Origin of the sequence: Pseudomonas sp. 09C 129 (assembly GCF_002843625.1) — a bacterium.
In the GTDB taxonomy this organism is placed as follows: Bacteria; Pseudomonadota; Gammaproteobacteria; order Pseudomonadales; family Pseudomonadaceae; genus Aquipseudomonas; species Aquipseudomonas chlororaphis.
The window spans coordinates 5,232,021-5,246,178 of the sequence record NZ_CP025261.1 but is presented as its reverse complement, the minus strand read 5'-3'; the positions used below and the strand labels follow the sequence as shown (position 1 = coordinate 5,246,178).

The following is a 14,158-nucleotide window of genomic DNA, read 5'->3' as shown; positions in this document are numbered from 1 at the left end:
GCGCTGCGCCGACGCAACAGGCAGGCACGACCCGACCTCTCGCGGGAGAGGTCGGGTGCGCAGCTATTGCGGGAATGATTGCAAGAATGCAGCCAGATGGCGCGGGCTCAGTGCTTGTTCGAAGAGCCTTGCATGACCAGCTTGATCAGCGGCAACAGGCCGGCGCTGAGCCGCACCAGCCGGGCGAAGCTTCTGACGCTGCCGCTCTTGGCGCCTTTGCCGGTGAGAAAACCCAACAGGGTCACGGCAGCCACGCCCCACAACGGCGCGTGCTTGATGCCCAAGCCCTGTTGCCAGCTCTGGCCAAGGCCACGGACCCGCTGCAAGGGTTGCAACAACTGTTGGGATTCGTGGCGGATTTCCTGGCGATGCATTTCCATGCGCAGGCGGATCAGCGCCTTGCGCATCTCGCGCCGGGAGTTGGTTTGCGGGATGTCAGGCAGGCTCATGGCAGCAGGCGCTCCCTGTCGTTGGCCAGCTCTTCAAGGGTGGCGTGGAAGGGCGAGGACTCGTCGAAAATCGCCGCCTTCAGGCGCAGGGCGCAGAACAGCGCCGCCAGCGTATAGAAGACGCACAGCCCGATGATGGCGGTCAGGCGATAGGTGTCCCAGAACAGGATCAGCACCAGCGCCGATAGTCCTATCAACAGCAGCAGGGCGAACACCAGGGCCAGCCCGGCGAACAGCAGCAGGCTGACGGTTCTGGCTTTCTGTTCCTGCAACTCGATGCCGAACAGTTCGACGTGGCTGTGCAACAAACCCAGGAAAGCAGCGCCCAGGCGCCGCGTTGAAGAGCCTTGGCCCGCCGTGGAGCCGGATTCATCGATAGCCATATCAGCGCCGGGTCGCCAGCAGGCCGATCAGAAAGCCCACACCCGCCGCGATACCCACTGCTTGCCAGGGGTTGCTCTGCACATAGTCTTCGGTGGCGGTGACTGCCGCCTGGCCGCGTTCGCGCAGCGATTGTTCGGTCAGTTGCAGGGTCTCGCGGGCGCGCAGCAGGCTGTCGTGAATCTGTGTGCGTAATTGGTCTGCCTGGTCGCCAGCCAGGGTGGCGGTGTGTTCCAGCAGACGTTCCGTGTCACTGACCAGTGCCTGAAAGTCCGCCATCAGTGTTTCTTGAGCTGTCTTGGTGGTTTTGCTGGCCATGGTTATCTCCGTAGTGGCGTTCTGAAGGGTTCGAGTATGAGCCTTGCGCGAAGGTTCAGTGCAATTGTCTGGTACAGCTTTTGCTTTGTCCTGGTGCGTAAACACGGGTGGTTGCGCCGAAAGCGCGCAGGATGCGGTGCCTGGCAGCTAAAACCTTACCCTAAAAAATCAACACTTATGGAAACACCCCGAGCGATACATCCCTCTCGCAAAAGCGTCGCGCCAAAATGGGTCGTAATACCTGGGTCGACAGGACCTTGGGTGCCAAGTTGGTGCAAAAAAACGTTCGAGCGGCTCGCGGCTTTTTCCTGAATATCAGGTCTGCCCATTCCATGGAAAATCTGCAAAGCGCTGTGGACACTCTGGTCCATGGTTCCAATACCCTGTTCATCCTTATCGGTGCGGTCATGGTCCTGGCCATGCATGCCGGCTTCGCCTTTCTCGAGGTGGGCACGGTGCGCCAGAAAAACCAGGTCAACGCCTTGTCGAAGATCCTCAGCGACTTCGCGGTCTCGACCCTGGCCTATTTCTTTATAGGCTATTGGATCTCCTACGGCGTCAGCTTCCTGCAACCGGCGGCGGTGATCAGCGCCGATCACGGCTACGGACTGGTGAAGTTCTTCTTCCTGCTGACGTTCGCCGCGGCCATCCCGGCGATCATTTCCGGCGGCATCGCCGAGCGTGCGCGGTTCGTCCCGCAGCTCTGCGCCACGGCGCTGATCGTGGCCTTTATCTATCCCTTCTTCGAAGGCCTGGTGTGGAACGGTAACTATGGCCTGCAAGCCTGGTTGCTGGCGAGCTTCGGCGCGAGCTTCCATGATTTCGCCGGCTCGGTGGTGGTGCATGCCATGGGCGGCTGGCTGGCGCTGGCCGCGGTGCTGTTGCTCGGGCCGCGCAACGGTCGTTATCGCGACGGCAAGCTGGTGGCGTTCGCGCCGTCGAGCATCCCGTTCCTGGCCTTGGGGTCGTGGATCCTGATTGTCGGCTGGTTCGGCTTCAACGTGATGAGCGCGCAGACCCTGCAGGCGGTCAGCGGGCTGGTGGCGGTGAATTCGCTGATGGCCATGGTGGGCGGCACGGTGGCGGCGCTGATCGTCGGGCGCAACGACCCGGGCTTCCTGCACAACGGCCCGCTGGCCGGGCTGGTGGCGATCTGCGCCGGCTCCGACCTGATGCATCCGGTGGGCGCGCTGATCACCGGAGCGATTGCCGGCGCGCTGTTCGTCTGGTGCTTTATCGCCACCCAGACCCGTTGGAAGATCGACGATGTGCTGGGTGTCTGGCCACTGCACGGGCTGTGCGGCGTGTGGGGCGGTATCGCCTGCGGGATCTTCGGCCAGAGCGCCTTGGGCGGCCTGGGCGGCGTCAGCCTGGTCAGCCAGTTGATCGGTACCGGCCTGGGTGTGCTGGTGGCGCTGGTCGGCGGCTTTATGGTGTACGGCGCGATCAAGGCGCTCTGCGGCCTGCGCCTGACGCAGGAGCAGGAGTACTACGGCGCCGACCTGTCGCTGCACAAGATCGGCGCGGTCAGCCAGGACTGAGCCTATGCGGCCCAGGCTGGAGTACCCGGCCAGGGCCGCTTGCCGCTGATCATTGGCCGCCGAGCAGGCGCGCCTCCGACGCTTCGATGGCCGCCAGCGGGCCGGACATCAACACCGTATCGCCGGCTCGCAGCAGGGTGCCGGCGGCCAGCTCCAGGTCGCGGCCATCGCGCTGCACGCCTTGCACATCCACGCCCAATTGCTCCAGCGCCAGCTCGCCGAGGGCCAGGTCGCAGGCGTGGGCCGCGCTGCCGAGATTGACCGCATGCATCAGCACCCGCGGCTGGCCGCGATTGTCCAGCAGGTCGGTCTGCGCCCCATGGTAGAAACCATGCAGCAGGCGATAGCGGTTGTGGCGAACCTCATCGACCTTGATCTGTACCTGGTGTTCCGGCAGCCCGAGCATCACCAGCGCATGGGACGCCAGCATCAGGCTCGACTCCAGTAGCTCCGGCACCACTTCGCTGGCACCGGCGGCTTTCAGTTCGGCCAGTTGGCTGTCGTCCCGGGTGCGCACCAGGATCGGCACTTCGCTGTTGATCCGGCGCGCGCTTTTCAGCACGTTGAGGGCGATGTCGGTCTTGTCCACGGCAATCACCAGCAGGCGCGCGCGTTCGAGGCCGACCGCCGCCAGCAGCTCGGCGCGGCGGGAGTCGCCGTAATGCACGCAGCTTTCGCCGGCCGCGGCTTCCTGGACCCGCACCGGGTCGTCGTCCAGGGCAATGAAGCGCTGCTGTTCGCGGCGCAGGAAACGGCCGATCGACTGGCCGACGCGGCCATATCCGCAGATCACCACATGGTCCTGCAATGCGGCGTTGAGGGCGCTGATTTCTTCCAGGTGGGCCTCCTGGTTCGGCTTGCGGTGCAGGCGCGCGGCAATGCCCGGGGCGGCGCGCAGCAGCAGGGGCGTCAGCAGCATCGAACAGAAGGTCGCTGCCAGCAGCAGGCCGCTCAGATCGGCCGGCATCAACTGGCTCTGCTGCATCTGCGCCATCAGCGCAAAACAGAACTCGCCGCCCTGGGCCAGGGCCAGGCCACTGCGCCAGGCCGTCTCGCCGTCGCTGCCGCGCAGCTTGAGCAACAGTGCCACCACGGCGCCCTTGATCAGCATCAGGGCCAGGGTCAGGCCGAGGACCAGCAAGGCATGGCTGGCGAACAATTGCAGGTCGATCAGCATGCCGATGCTGACGAAAAACAGCCCCAGCAGAATGTCGCGGAACGGCCGGATATCGGCCTCGATCTGGTGCCGGTAACGGCTCTCCCCCAGCAGCATGCCGGCGAGGAATGCACCGAGGGCGGGGGACAGGCCGAGCAGGTGGGTCAGCCAGGCGGTCAGCAGGACGATGACCAGGGCCAGCAGCACGAACAGCTCGGCGGAATGGGAGGCGGCCACCTCGTGGAATAGCCGTGGCAGCAACCAGCGGCTGGCCAGCGCCAGGCCGATGAACAGCAGGGCGGTCTTGCCCAGCGTCAGGGGCAGGGCCCAGTACCAGGCCTGTTCGGTGTTGCCGGCGAATACCGGCACCAGGGTCAGCAACAGCACCGCCACCACGTCCTGGAACAGCAACACGCCGATCGCATTCTGCCCGTGGCTGCTGAAGATTTCCCCGAGGCTGCCCAGCTCCTTGCTGACAATGGCGGTGGAGGACAGCGCCAGGCCCGCACCAAGCAGCAGCGCCGGGATCGGCGGCACACCGGCGAGGATCAGCAGGCCGCCGAGGATGGCGCCGCTGCACAGCACTTGCAGGCTGCCCAGGCCGAATACCACCTGGCGCAGGGCCAGCATTTTCGATACGGAAAACTCCAGTCCCAGGGAAAACAGCAGGAACACCACCCCCAACTCCGCCAGGTCGGGCAGGTTTTCGTTGTCGTTGACCCAGCCGAAGGCGGTCGGCCCCACCAGCAGGCCCACGCACAGGTAGCCCAGCACGGGCGGCAGGCGCAGGCGGCGGAACAGGGCGATCACCACCAGGGATGAAGCGAGGATGATCAACAGATTGGCGAACACAGACATCTCCGGGCGGCGGTTGTAATGACAGAGCGTAGAGGCAAAAAAAGCCGCGAGGGTCGCTCAACCGCAAGTTGGCGGCGCTGACCTGCATCAGCTGTTTGGCAGAATGCTCGACGATGGCCATTGTTGGCCGCAGGGTGCTGCGTTCATCGGTCGACGGCTTTTTCCCGCCGGCCTAGAATAAGCGCCTGTCTCTTTTCGGTCTGTATGTCATGCCTCCTGAATGTCAGCTGTTCGGCACCCTGGGCTGCCACCTGTGCGAACTCGCCGAGGCGGAGTTGATGCCGCTGGTGGAGCACGGGCTGATGGTCGAGCTGGTGGATATCGCGGAAGACGAAACCCTGTTCGAGGCGTATGGCCTGCGTATCCCGGTCCTGCGCCGGGCGGACAACGGCGCCGAGCTGGGCTGGCCGTTCGATGCCGAGCAGGTGGTGGCCTTCCTGCGCTGAGCCGGCCTGTCGCTGGCACGACCCTTTCCGTTTGTCGCCTGCGCTGCAATCCCTTGGCGGGATCCCGATTATTCGGTTACTGTATATGCGTACAGTTATCGGGATGGTTCGTCATGTCTCTCACAATCCTCGCCCGCGCCGAGCGTTTGCAACACCTGTCGCCCGAGCATGCAGGGCACGACGGGTTTGCCGCCGGGCTCACGTTCGAAGGCGGTTTTTCCCTGGATCGTACCGTGGGGCTCGGAGCGCCGCAGATCCGCGCGGTGCTGGTGGATGACGACAGCCTGCTGGGCTTCGGGATCTATCCCGGCGACCGGCTGATCGTCGATCGTTCGGCGGCCCCGGCGGTGGATCAGTACGTGGTGGCCCATCTCGATGGCGAAGACGCCTATGGCGTGCGCCTGCTGGCGCCCGATCCCAAGGGTGGGCTGCTGCTCAAGGCGGCGCGACCTTCGGTTGCACCGATCCCTCTGGACGATCGGGACTCGGCGCAAATCTGGGGCGTGGTGTTATGGGTGGTCAGTTATGTCGGCCGTGGCTGATATCGATGCGCAGGGCGTGTGCTCAGTGGATGAATGAGAGGGTAGAAGGACTGATGATGGTCAATGTTGAACAATTGAAGAGCAGTGTGAACCGCATGTCCGCCGATGTGGTGCGCGAAGCGGTACTCGAACTGCGCCTGGACGGCCTGGTCACGGAAGGCAAGACACCGTTCAACAAGCTGCATTTCAATACCTGCTTTGCCGAAATCGAAGCCCTGTTCCAGCGTGCGGGTTATCACCGGCAACTGGACGTGGTGGGGTATCAGGGGTTGTTGTATGCGCTGTATGACCCGGCCCGCTGGGAGGCGGTCGATGTGCTGCGCTGGCTGAAGGAGTTCACCGATGCCGCCGCGCAAGCCGGTGTGGCCCGGGCTTAGTCGCAGGTTCCGGAGGGGGAAACTCTCCTAGGCTCCCCGGGACCCATGTTGGATAATGTCGCTCTGCATTGTCCGTTCGAGCTTTTGTATGTCTTCCGTACCTTTTTTTGCCGCACAGCATCAGGCCAGCACCCTGTACCTGCCCCCCGGTTCATGGCCAACCGTACTGGATTGCCTGTGTGACCATTTCAGCACCATCAGCCGCGAGCAGTGGCTGAGCCGGATCGCCCGCGGCCGGGTGCTCGATGGACAGGGACTACCGATCGGTGTCGACCTGGCGTACCGCGAAGGCCTGCGCATTCATTATTTTCGCGAAGTGCCCGACGAAAAGATCATCCCGGTGCAGGAGTCGATTCTTTACGTCGATGAGCACCTGGTGGTGGCGGACAAGCCGCATTTCCTGCCGGTCACCCCGGCGGGGGAGTATGTCGAGCAAACCTTGCTGCGCCGCTTGATCCGCAGCCTGGACAATCCCCACCTGGTGCCTCTGCATCGCATCGACCGGCATACGGCGGGCCTGGTGTTGTTTTCGGCCAATCCGCAAAGCCGCTCGGCCTATCAGTCGCTGTTTCCGACACGCAGGATCGACAAGCGCTACGAGGCCATCGCACCGGCCTTGCCCGGTCTTGAGTTCCCGCGGGTGCATAAAAGCCGCCTGGTCGATGGCGAGCCCTTTTTCCGCATGCAGGAAGGGCCTGGTACGCCTAATACGGAAACGGCACTGGAGGTCCGGGAAAAGAACGGTGACCTCTGGCGTTATGGGCTGTATCCGGTGACTGGCAAAAAGCACCAGTTGCGGGTGCACATGGGTGCGCTGGGGGCGGCGATCTGCAACGACCCGTTTTATCCCGATGCGCTCAAGGATGTGGAGGACGATTACGCCAAGCCGCTCAAGCTGCTGGCCCAGGGCCTGCGTTTTACCGACCCGCTGACAGGGGAGGAGCGCGAGTTCGAGAGTCGGATCACCTTGCAGTGGTAATCCAGGCAACTGCTTGCTGCTGCCAGAAACGATAAAGCCCGCGAAAGCGGGCTTTATCGTGCGAGGCTGTAACGGTATGGATTACAGCTCTTTTACCGTACGAACCTGATCCTTGTTGATGCGGGTTTGTTTGCCGTCCAGTTGTTCGAACTCGTAGAAGCCGGAATCCTCATCGTATTTCGGCGTATCGACGGCCTGGATTTCGCGACCGTCATTCAGGGTGATCACAGTAGGCGATGCGCAACCGGCGAGAGTGGCAAGGCCCAGTGCAAGCATGAGAGTGGCGAGAGTCCGCTGAATCATTGTGTGTCTCCGAGATGAATACTTTAGTTACTGTGCTTGAGACGTATGCAACGCCTGCAAGTTCCTTGAGTTAAGGGCATTCTGACACGCCGTGCTGCTGGCTTAACAGCTCTGGTGTATTCAGATTAGCCAATCGGGGATCGTTTGCCGGACATTGCAGGGCCTGAGCATCCAGCCCGCGCATGATACGTCCGGGGCTGCGCTCACCGTTCTGCCAGGCTCCGTCGAAGGTGCCGAGCAGTGCGCGCGGGATGATACACAGCAAGGGTTCCCAGTGCTCGCCATGGCGCAGCATCAGTGGTTTGTCCGGATGCAGGGCGGCGCTTTGTCGCATGGCGCCGATCAGTTGCACATCGATGCGCGGCACGTCGCAGGGCAACACCAGCAGTCGGGCATGCCGGGCGACGGTCAATCCGGCACGAATACCTGCCAACGGCCCTGGGAAATCATTGCTTTCGTCCTGCACCAGTTGGTCGGCATAAGGCGCGTACTGCCGGCGATTGCGGTTGCAGGAAATGATCAGGTCATCGCTCAGGTCGCGGGTCAGTCGATGCAGATGGGCGATCAATGGCCGGCCCTGCCACTCGATCAGTCCCTTGTCCCTTCCGCCCATGCGTTGGCCGCGTCCACCGGCCAGGAGCAGAATGGAGCAGGGTGGCAAATCTGCGCGCGGGGTCATGGCACGTCTCCACAGGGGCGGTCAAAGAGAGCGCTGTGATATAACACCGGGCTGTTTCTCCTACAACTGGATCGAGCCTATGAAAGCCAAGGCTGATGTACCTTTTGCACCCCTGAATATCGCGGTGCTGACTGTCAGTGATACCCGGACTCTGGAAACCGATACCTCCGGCCAGGTCTTCGTCGATCGTCTGAGCGCTGCTGGCCATAACCTGGCCGCGCGCGTCCTGCTCAAGGACGATCTCTACAAGATTCGCGCGCAAGTGGCGACCTGGATCGCCGACGACCTGGTCCAGGTGGTGCTGATCACCGGCGGCACCGGTTTTACCGGCCGCGACAGCACCCCGGAAGCCGTGTCTTGCCTGCTCGACAAACAGGTCGACGGTTTTGGCGAGTTGTTCCGTCAGATCTCGGTGGCCGACATCGGCACTTCCACCGTGCAGTCGCGGGCCCTGGCCGGGCTGGCCAACGGCACGCTGGTGTGCTGCCTGCCGGGCTCGACCAACGCGGTGCGTACCGGTTGGGACGGCATCCTCGCCGAGCAGCTGGACTCGCGGCACCGGCCGTGCAATTTCGTCACGCACCTGAAACAGGCGGCACCTTGTGAATCCCGTGGGTAAGCCGGGCAAGACCGGTGCCTTGATGCCGGTCGAGGTCGCATTGGCCCGTTTGCTGGAGATGGCCGAGGCTACTCCCATTCTCGAGCGCGAGCGGCTGCCGCTGGCGGCAGCTCAAGGCCGGGTCTTGGCCGACGATTTGATTTCCACCCTGGATCTTCCGCCCTGGCCCAACAGCGCCATGGACGGCTATGCCTTGCGTGCCGCGGATTGGAGTGGTGAGGCCCTTGTGGTCAGCCAGCGTATTTTCGCCGGCCAGGCGCCCGAGCCTTTGGCGCCCGGTACCTGCGCACGCATCTTCACCGGGGCACCGGTCCCGGCGGGAGCCGACTGCGTGGAAATGCAGGAGAACGCCGAGGTTCAGGCCGATGGGCGGGTGTCCTTTACCGAGCCGCTCAGCGCCGGGCAGAACATTCGTCCCCAAGGCCAGGAAACCATGGTCGGTGAGTGTGTATTGGTGGCCGGAACGCAGCTGGGGCCGATCGAGCTGGGGCTTGCTGCTTCCTTGGGTTGCGGGGAGTTGGAGGTGGTGCGTCGAGTGCGGGTCGCCGTGCTTTCCACCGGCGACGAGCTGGTAGAACCCGGGCAAGCGCTGGGTCCAGGGCAGATCTACAACAGCAACCGTGTCCTGCTGTGCAGTTGGTTGCAGCGGCTGGGCTGTGAAGTGGTCGACGGCGGGATCCTGCCCGACGATCTGCCCACGACCCGGCGGCGCCTTGCCGAACTGGCGGATGTGGACCTGATCCTGTCCACCGGTGGTGTATCGGTGGGCGAGGCGGATTTCCTGGGCATCGCCTTAAGAGAGGAGGGCGAGCTTGCGCTCTGGAAGCTGGCGATCAAGCCGGGCAAGCCATTGACCTTCGGGCATTTCCGCAGCGTGCCGGTGATCGGCCTGCCGGGTAACCCGGCCTCGACACTGGTGACCTTTGCCTTGCTGGCTCGCCCCTATATTTTGCGGCGCCAGGGAGTGAAGGAGCTGCAGCCCTTGCAGTTCCAGGTTCCAGCCGGGTTTGCCTGGTCGAAACCGGGGAATCGACGAGAGTATCTGCGTGGGCGTCTGGAGCAGGGCAGGGCAATCATCTACCGGAACCAGAGTTCCGGGGTCTTGCGCAGTGCCGCCTGGGCCGAGGGGCTGGTCGAGGTACTGGAAGAGCGAACGCTGGTTGAGGGCGATTGGGTCAACTTCATCCCATTGAGTGAAGTCCTGGGCTGACTCCAGGGGAGGCGGACCTGGTCGGCAGCGCCGGGTCCATCCTCCAGGGCCCTGCCTATCAACGCAGGAGTAAAAGGATCAGCAAGCCAAAACGGCTGTTCAGTCCCCAAGACAGCAGTGCCGATAGAAACCCGGCATAGGCCAACACCCACGCGAGCTTCTTGAGCAAGGCATGAAGCTTGCTGTCGGGCTTATGCTCGGGGTCACGGGTATGTACTTGATGGACACTCAGTTCCGGGTGTTTACCTGTACTGAGCAGGATGCTCCCTTCCAGCCGAGTGAGCGCGGAGTTCGAGCGTTCAAAGCATTTCTTGTCATCCATGTGTTTCGCTTCCCTGTTTGAGGCGTCGTTCGCCTGCCATGAACATTCTCCGATTGTCTGTTTCGGGTCAATTCAGGTGATTCTCAATCTGCGGTCAGAAAAGTTACCGGTCAGCCAGCAGACGGCCTGACGGCGACAAATTGATTACGTCCCGATCGGACTTTTTCTCATGGGCCGAGGGTCAACATCCTTCAATGGCCCTCGAATGACAGGAGTGATGAGCGATGAGCGAACGCAAGGCGATGCTGATACTGCACGGCAAGCAGGCCCTCAACGAAGAGGTCCGCGACGCTGTCGAACGCAAGCGTGAAGAGGGTTGGGAGCTGGCGGTCCGCCTGACCTGGGAAGCGGGCGACGCCCAGCGCCTGGTGGATGAAGCCCTCGTGACTGGTTACACCCGCCTGATCGCGGGGGGCGGTGATGGCACTTTGCGTGATATCGCCGAGGCCATGGCGGCGCAGGCCAACGATGCCAGCCTGGTGTTGCTGCCGCTGGGGACGGCCAATGATTTCGCGCGGGCGGCCGGCGTGTCGTTGCTGCCCCATGAGGCATTGAACCTGCTCGACGTGCCGGCACGGGCGATCGACCTCGGCGAGGTCGGTGGCCAGGTATTTCTCAACATGGCCACGGGCGGGTTCGGCAGCCAGGTGACGGCCAATACCTCCGAGGACCTGAAAAAGATTCTGGGGGGCGCGGCCTATCTGTTCACTGGTTTGTCTCGTTTCAACGAACTGCATGCGGCATACGGTGAACTGCAGGGGCCGGATTTCCATTGGCGCGGCGAGCTGTTGGCCCTGGGGATCGGCAACGGGCGCCAGGCCGGTGGTGGTCATCTGCTGTGCCCTGAGGCGATGGCCGATGACGGATTGCTGGATGTCAGTATCCTACCGGCCCCCCAGGAGTTGGTGGGCACCTTGAAGGACCTGCTGGCCGGCGGCTGGGGGATCGACAACCTGTTTGTGCGCACGCGCCTGCCCTGGGTTGAAATCAAGGTGTCCGAGGGGCTGGATATCAATCTCGACGGTGAGCCCCTGCAAGGCGAAAACCTGCGTTTTCGCGCGCTCCCAGGGGCATTGCGGGTGCATTTGCCGGAAGACTCCCCGCTGTTGGCGGCTTCGGCGTCTTAATCGTCGAGGCTGATGATCTGTTCGCGGACGGCAAACAGGACCAGGCCGGCCACATCATAGATCTGCAGGCGTTTCATGATCTGCGAGCGGTGGGTTTCCACGGTCTTGATGCTCAGGCCAAGCCCATGAGCGATTTCGCGGGTCGATTTGCCGCGAACGATCAGGCGCAGGATCTCCAGCTGGCGTGCGGTCAGGTTATGGGTTTCAACGGGTTCCGGATGGGGCTTCTGCACGCGGATCAGCGCCTGGTTGATCACCGTGTGTGCAATGGCCGGGCTGAGATAACGCTCGTTGTTGCGCAAGGCGTCGAGCGCGTGCTCGAGCTCGTTGGCGGTGGTGTCCTTGAGCAGATAACCATGAGCACCGGATTCCAGGGCCTGCATGATCAGCGCCGGATCGGTGTGCATCGAGAGAATCAGTACTTTGCTCTGCGGGTGCACCACCTTGAGTCTCTTCAGGGCCTCAAGGCCGCCGATATCCTTCATGGAAATATCCAGAAGGATAATGTCCGGCGACAGCCTCTCGACCATTTCCAGTACTTGTGCGCCATCGTTGGCTTCGCCGATCACGGCATAGCCAGGAATGTCCATGACCAGGGCACGCACGCCAGCCCTGATGAGCGAGTGGTCATCCACCAGAAGTAAATTGCAGGTCAATGTAAAACCTTATTCGTACTGGCCCGTTCGAGTGCGCGAGGCGCCCAGGGGAAGAGTGCTTCGATTTGTGTGCCCTGGTCGGGCTGGCTGGAAACCTTCAGTGTGCCACCCAGTTGCGCGATTCTTTCCGCCATGCCCGCCATGCCGCGTTGTCCTTGCGCGCCAGGATTGGCCGCTGGGGAAAAGCCACAGCCATCATCGCTGATAAACAGCGAAAGGCCCTCGGGCAGGCGTTGCAGGCGTACCAGCAGGTTATCCGCCTGGGCGTGGCGCAGCATGTTGGTGACGGCTTCCTGAGTGATGCGAAAGGCGGCCACCGCCATCTCCTCGGGGATGCCTGCCAGGCGTTGCTTGCATTCCAGGCTCCAGTGCACGGAAGTGTTTTCCAGGGTCTTCAGCAAGTGTGCCCGCAGGCTGGCTTCCAGGCCCAGGCTGGCCAATTGCCGGGGATTAAGAATGGCCGATACATCGCGCACCTTGGCCAGGGTTTCTTCCAATGTGCTTTGAAGCGTCGTGCAATGCTGTTGCAGGTCTTCGGGCAGGCGGCGCTTGAGCCATTCGCTTTGCAGCTTGGCGGCAGTCAACAACTGACCAATATCATCATGCAATTCACGACTGAGGCGATGGCGCTCGTTTTCCTGGACTTCCAGCAAGCGATCCGCCAGTTCCTGAGGCTGGAACTTGATCGAATTGCGCGAGTCCCCGTAATAGGCCCAGACACTGGCCAGGGCCGCCAGATTCAGGATCAGCAGGCTGAGGGGAAAGGTCGTCGACAGGCAATAGACGGCCAGACTTCCAAGTGCCGAGCATGAGCACAGCAACAGGTTGAGCCAGCGCAGGTTTATTCGAGAGAGAAGCCTGGTGGCAGTTGACTTGAGGCTGGCGTACATAGCGGATGGAGCCAATGAATGTTCGCTGCGGGGAGACCGGTCAAGTCGACTGACGGGCCCCGGTTTGGAAAACGGTATTGTTTGAGTATGCGGCTTCAATTAACGCGGTCTATTCGTTGGGAGCAAGCCTTGCACTGATCAGGTGTGTAACAAGATCAATCTGAAATCACAGTGCCATTAAGGATATCGTTTAGTGGCTGGCATAGTATCAGCTTAGCTACCGTTGGTCGCGCCTCTATATATGTCCAGCGGGTCAGGAATATTGCCTTTTGGGACGTATGTTCCGATTCGCTTGTTTTAACTGGCTCCGCTCAAACAGTGGCTGTATCTGGCCTTGGCGAACGGGTAGGCGAGATTCAGAACACTTGAAGTCTCGGGATTGGTTTTATTTAGTTGTGTTAGTTGGTTCTGTCGTTAACAGGCATGAAATATTGGATAACGACATGATGCTGGTCAATGTCACGACATATCTAACGACTGAAGTTAGGTATTAACGACAGGGTCTATGCGTTTCTCTTGGCGATCGAAAAAACTTTGAACGAATTTTGGTGGCAGGACAGGGGTGCGGGCAGAGGGTCGATTTGCACGGCGAGGGATTCGATGAGGGTGGCCTGTTCGTTGCCATCGAGGTTCAACTGCCCAGTCACCGGATCGACGAGTTCAAGCTGCCAGGCCATCAGGCTGAAGCATTCCCCGAGGGTGTCGAGGATCTGCTCGTTCATGTCCGGATGAGGATGGGAGTGATCCAGCAACGCATGAACCTGGCGCGAGAATTCGGCGGTGCTGCGCAGCGCCAGCGCATCGGTTTTCTCGGCCAGTTTGAGCAGGGTGGACAACATGCAATCGATGGCGTCCTGATCGTTCCTGATCAGGTTGAGATGGTTCAGGCATTCAACAGACTTGGCCAATAGTGCTTCTGCCTCAAGCAGAAAGTCGGGTGACTGGTGCCACTCTTTATCGTCGATCAGCATGCTTGTCTCCACGACGCCACGTCAGATGATGGAATGGTCCGTTTTGTGAGCGGCTGTAAGGTATTACGTCGGTTATGCCGTGGGATATAGGACGAATCTGATTGGTTCTCAATGGACGAAGACGCTGTGCTGGTGTTTAGTCTGCAGGCGACAGACTGCCGAGCACGGTGTGTCGGCCACGCTTGGACAGCGGAGGCGGGGGGGCTCGAAGGGGCACCAGCCCATCTTCCTGCGATCACAAACAAAAGCCTGACTCCATTCATGCAATGAGAATGGCGTCACATTAATGGCTATTGGATATTGCGAATATCAGGTTGGTCCTGATTGCCGATAG

At 61.6% G+C, this 14,158-nt stretch carries 18 protein-coding genes; 8 read left to right on the top strand and 10 right to left on the bottom strand.

Features of this window, described 5'->3' with window-relative positions:
• Positions 1–107: 107 nt before the first annotated feature.
• Genes CXQ81_RS23255 through CXQ81_RS23245 form a run of 3 tightly spaced genes read right to left on the bottom strand, consistent with a single transcriptional unit; the run spans position 108 to position 1,148 of the window.
• On the bottom strand, positions 108–449 hold the full coding sequence (locus CXQ81_RS23255) for a hypothetical protein (protein ID WP_007923255.1): 342 nt from the start codon (positions 447–449) through the stop codon (positions 108–110).
• Positions 446–832 carry a phage holin family protein gene (locus CXQ81_RS23250; protein ID WP_007923256.1) on the bottom strand — a complete coding sequence of 129 codons (387 nt, stop codon included), beginning with the start codon at positions 830–832 and terminating at the stop codon, positions 446–448. Before CXQ81_RS23250 ends, CXQ81_RS23255 begins: the two co-directional genes overlap by 4 nt.
• Position 833: 1 nt before the next feature.
• Positions 834–1,148 carry a YqjD family protein gene (locus tag CXQ81_RS23245; protein WP_007923257.1) on the bottom strand — a complete coding sequence of 105 codons (315 nt, stop codon included), beginning with the start codon at positions 1,146–1,148 and terminating at the stop codon, positions 834–836.
• 332 nt (positions 1,149–1,480) lie between these two features.
• On the opposite strand from CXQ81_RS23245, the gene CXQ81_RS23240 reads away from it, so the two are divergent.
• Positions 1,481–2,689, top strand: a complete 1,209-nt coding sequence (locus tag CXQ81_RS23240; protein ID WP_101338695.1) for an ammonium transporter — start codon at positions 1,481–1,483, stop codon at positions 2,687–2,689.
• Positions 2,690–2,738: 49 nt separating this feature from the next.
• Here the strand turns inward: CXQ81_RS23240 and CXQ81_RS23235 are convergent, their stop codons facing one another.
• Positions 2,739–4,697: a monovalent cation:proton antiporter-2 (CPA2) family protein gene (locus CXQ81_RS23235; protein ID WP_101338694.1), complete on the bottom strand. Its 1,959-nt coding sequence runs from the start codon at positions 4,695–4,697 to the stop codon at positions 2,739–2,741.
• Positions 4,698–4,912: 215 nt separating this feature from the next.
• Here CXQ81_RS23235 and CXQ81_RS23230 point away from each other — a divergent pair, with 215 nt between their 5' ends.
• The 4 genes from CXQ81_RS23230 (at position 4,913) to CXQ81_RS23215 (ending at position 7,047) form a co-directional block, all read left to right on the top strand.
• Positions 4,913–5,149, top strand: coding sequence for a glutaredoxin family protein (locus tag CXQ81_RS23230; RefSeq protein ID WP_101338693.1), 237 nt, complete (start codon positions 4,913–4,915; stop codon positions 5,147–5,149).
• Between the two features lie 113 nt (positions 5,150–5,262).
• Positions 5,263–5,691, top strand: coding sequence for a S24 family peptidase (locus CXQ81_RS23225; protein WP_009044928.1), 429 nt, complete (start codon positions 5,263–5,265; stop codon positions 5,689–5,691).
• 56 nt (positions 5,692–5,747) lie between these two features.
• On the top strand, positions 5,748–6,068 hold the full coding sequence (locus CXQ81_RS23220; protein ID WP_007923266.1) for a hypothetical protein: 321 nt from the start codon (positions 5,748–5,750) through the stop codon (positions 6,066–6,068).
• A gap of 88 nt (positions 6,069–6,156) precedes the next feature.
• Positions 6,157–7,047 (top strand): pseudouridine synthase, encoded by an 891-nt coding sequence (locus CXQ81_RS23215; RefSeq protein WP_101338692.1) that lies wholly within the window; start codon positions 6,157–6,159, stop codon positions 7,045–7,047.
• A gap of 81 nt (positions 7,048–7,128) precedes the next feature.
• Here the strand turns inward: CXQ81_RS23215 and CXQ81_RS23210 are convergent, their stop codons facing one another.
• Both CXQ81_RS23210 and mobA read right to left on the bottom strand, forming a co-directional pair.
• Positions 7,129–7,350, bottom strand: a complete 222-nt coding sequence (locus CXQ81_RS23210; protein WP_007923269.1) for a YgdI/YgdR family lipoprotein — start codon at positions 7,348–7,350, stop codon at positions 7,129–7,131.
• 70 nt (positions 7,351–7,420) lie between these two features.
• The gene (gene mobA, locus CXQ81_RS23205) at positions 7,421–8,029 is read right to left on the bottom strand and encodes a molybdenum cofactor guanylyltransferase MobA (RefSeq protein WP_101338691.1); all 609 of its coding nucleotides are present in this window, start codon (positions 8,027–8,029) and stop codon (positions 7,421–7,423) included.
• A 79-nt stretch (positions 8,030–8,108) separates the two neighbouring features.
• Here mobA and moaB point away from each other — a divergent pair, with 79 nt between their 5' ends.
• The gene (moaB, locus tag CXQ81_RS23200; protein ID WP_007923271.1) at positions 8,109–8,648 is read left to right on the top strand and encodes a molybdenum cofactor biosynthesis protein B; all 540 of its coding nucleotides are present in this window, start codon (positions 8,109–8,111) and stop codon (positions 8,646–8,648) included.
• Positions 8,632–9,858, top strand: coding sequence for a gephyrin-like molybdotransferase Glp (gene glp, locus CXQ81_RS23195; protein ID WP_101338690.1), 1,227 nt, complete (start codon positions 8,632–8,634; stop codon positions 9,856–9,858). The genes moaB and glp overlap by 17 nt, the downstream gene beginning before the upstream one ends.
• Positions 9,859–9,916: 58 nt before the next feature.
• Here glp and CXQ81_RS23190 read toward each other — a convergent pair whose 3' ends face one another.
• Complete coding sequence (locus CXQ81_RS23190) at positions 9,917–10,180, bottom strand: hypothetical protein (protein ID WP_101338689.1); 264 nt, start codon at positions 10,178–10,180, stop codon at positions 9,917–9,919.
• A 224-nt stretch (positions 10,181–10,404) separates the two neighbouring features.
• On the opposite strand from CXQ81_RS23190, the gene yegS reads away from it, so the two are divergent.
• Positions 10,405–11,307, top strand: coding sequence for a lipid kinase YegS (yegS, locus tag CXQ81_RS23185; protein ID WP_007929994.1), 903 nt, complete (start codon positions 10,405–10,407; stop codon positions 11,305–11,307).
• Here the strand turns inward: yegS and CXQ81_RS23180 are convergent.
• From CXQ81_RS23180 to CXQ81_RS23170, 3 genes are all read right to left on the bottom strand, one after another.
• Positions 11,304–11,963 carry a response regulator transcription factor gene (locus tag CXQ81_RS23180; protein ID WP_009044922.1) on the bottom strand — a complete coding sequence of 220 codons (660 nt, stop codon included), beginning with the start codon at positions 11,961–11,963 and terminating at the stop codon, positions 11,304–11,306. The two genes, yegS and CXQ81_RS23180, sit on opposite strands and share 4 nt — an antisense overlap.
• Entirely contained in the window at positions 11,960–12,853 is an 894-nt protein-coding gene (locus CXQ81_RS23175) for a sensor histidine kinase (RefSeq protein WP_007929997.1), read from the bottom strand. Before CXQ81_RS23175 ends, CXQ81_RS23180 begins: the two co-directional genes overlap by 4 nt.
• A gap of 503 nt (positions 12,854–13,356) precedes the next feature.
• Positions 13,357–13,824, bottom strand: a complete 468-nt coding sequence (locus tag CXQ81_RS23170; RefSeq protein WP_009044920.1) for a hypothetical protein — start codon at positions 13,822–13,824, stop codon at positions 13,357–13,359.
• Positions 13,825–14,158 lie beyond the last annotated feature (334 nt).

Bases quoted from the DNA above. Each gene is read 5' to 3' on its own strand.
- CXQ81_RS23175 (WP_007929997.1), bottom strand. From the start codon at position 12,853: ATGTACGCCAGCCTCAAGTCAACTGCCACCAGGCTTCTCTCTCGAATA.
- CXQ81_RS23250 (WP_007923256.1), bottom strand. From the start codon at position 832: ATGGCTATCGATGAATCCGGCTCCACGGCGGGCCAAGGCTCTTCAACG.
- CXQ81_RS23210 (WP_007923269.1), bottom strand. From the start codon at position 7,350: ATGATTCAGCGGACTCTCGCCACTCTCATGCTTGCACTGGGCCTTGCC.
- yegS (WP_007929994.1), top strand. From the start codon at position 10,405: ATGAGCGAACGCAAGGCGATGCTGATACTGCACGGCAAGCAGGCCCTC.
- CXQ81_RS23225 (WP_009044928.1), top strand. From the start codon at position 5,263: ATGTCTCTCACAATCCTCGCCCGCGCCGAGCGTTTGCAACACCTGTCG.
- CXQ81_RS23215 (WP_101338692.1), top strand. From the start codon at position 6,157: ATGTCTTCCGTACCTTTTTTTGCCGCACAGCATCAGGCCAGCACCCTG.
- mobA (WP_101338691.1), bottom strand. From the start codon at position 8,029: ATGACCCCGCGCGCAGATTTGCCACCCTGCTCCATTCTGCTCCTGGCC.
- CXQ81_RS23240 (WP_101338695.1), top strand. From the start codon at position 1,481: ATGGAAAATCTGCAAAGCGCTGTGGACACTCTGGTCCATGGTTCCAAT.
- CXQ81_RS23255 (WP_007923255.1), bottom strand. From the start codon at position 449: ATGAGCCTGCCTGACATCCCGCAAACCAACTCCCGGCGCGAGATGCGC.
- CXQ81_RS23170 (WP_009044920.1), bottom strand. From the start codon at position 13,824: ATGCTGATCGACGATAAAGAGTGGCACCAGTCACCCGACTTTCTGCTT.
- moaB (WP_007923271.1), top strand. From the start codon at position 8,109: ATGAAAGCCAAGGCTGATGTACCTTTTGCACCCCTGAATATCGCGGTG.
- CXQ81_RS23220 (WP_007923266.1), top strand. From the start codon at position 5,748: ATGGTCAATGTTGAACAATTGAAGAGCAGTGTGAACCGCATGTCCGCC.
- CXQ81_RS23245 (WP_007923257.1), bottom strand. From the start codon at position 1,148: ATGGCCAGCAAAACCACCAAGACAGCTCAAGAAACACTGATGGCGGAC.
- CXQ81_RS23190 (WP_101338689.1), bottom strand. From the start codon at position 10,180: ATGGATGACAAGAAATGCTTTGAACGCTCGAACTCCGCGCTCACTCGG.
- CXQ81_RS23230 (WP_101338693.1), top strand. From the start codon at position 4,913: ATGCCTCCTGAATGTCAGCTGTTCGGCACCCTGGGCTGCCACCTGTGC.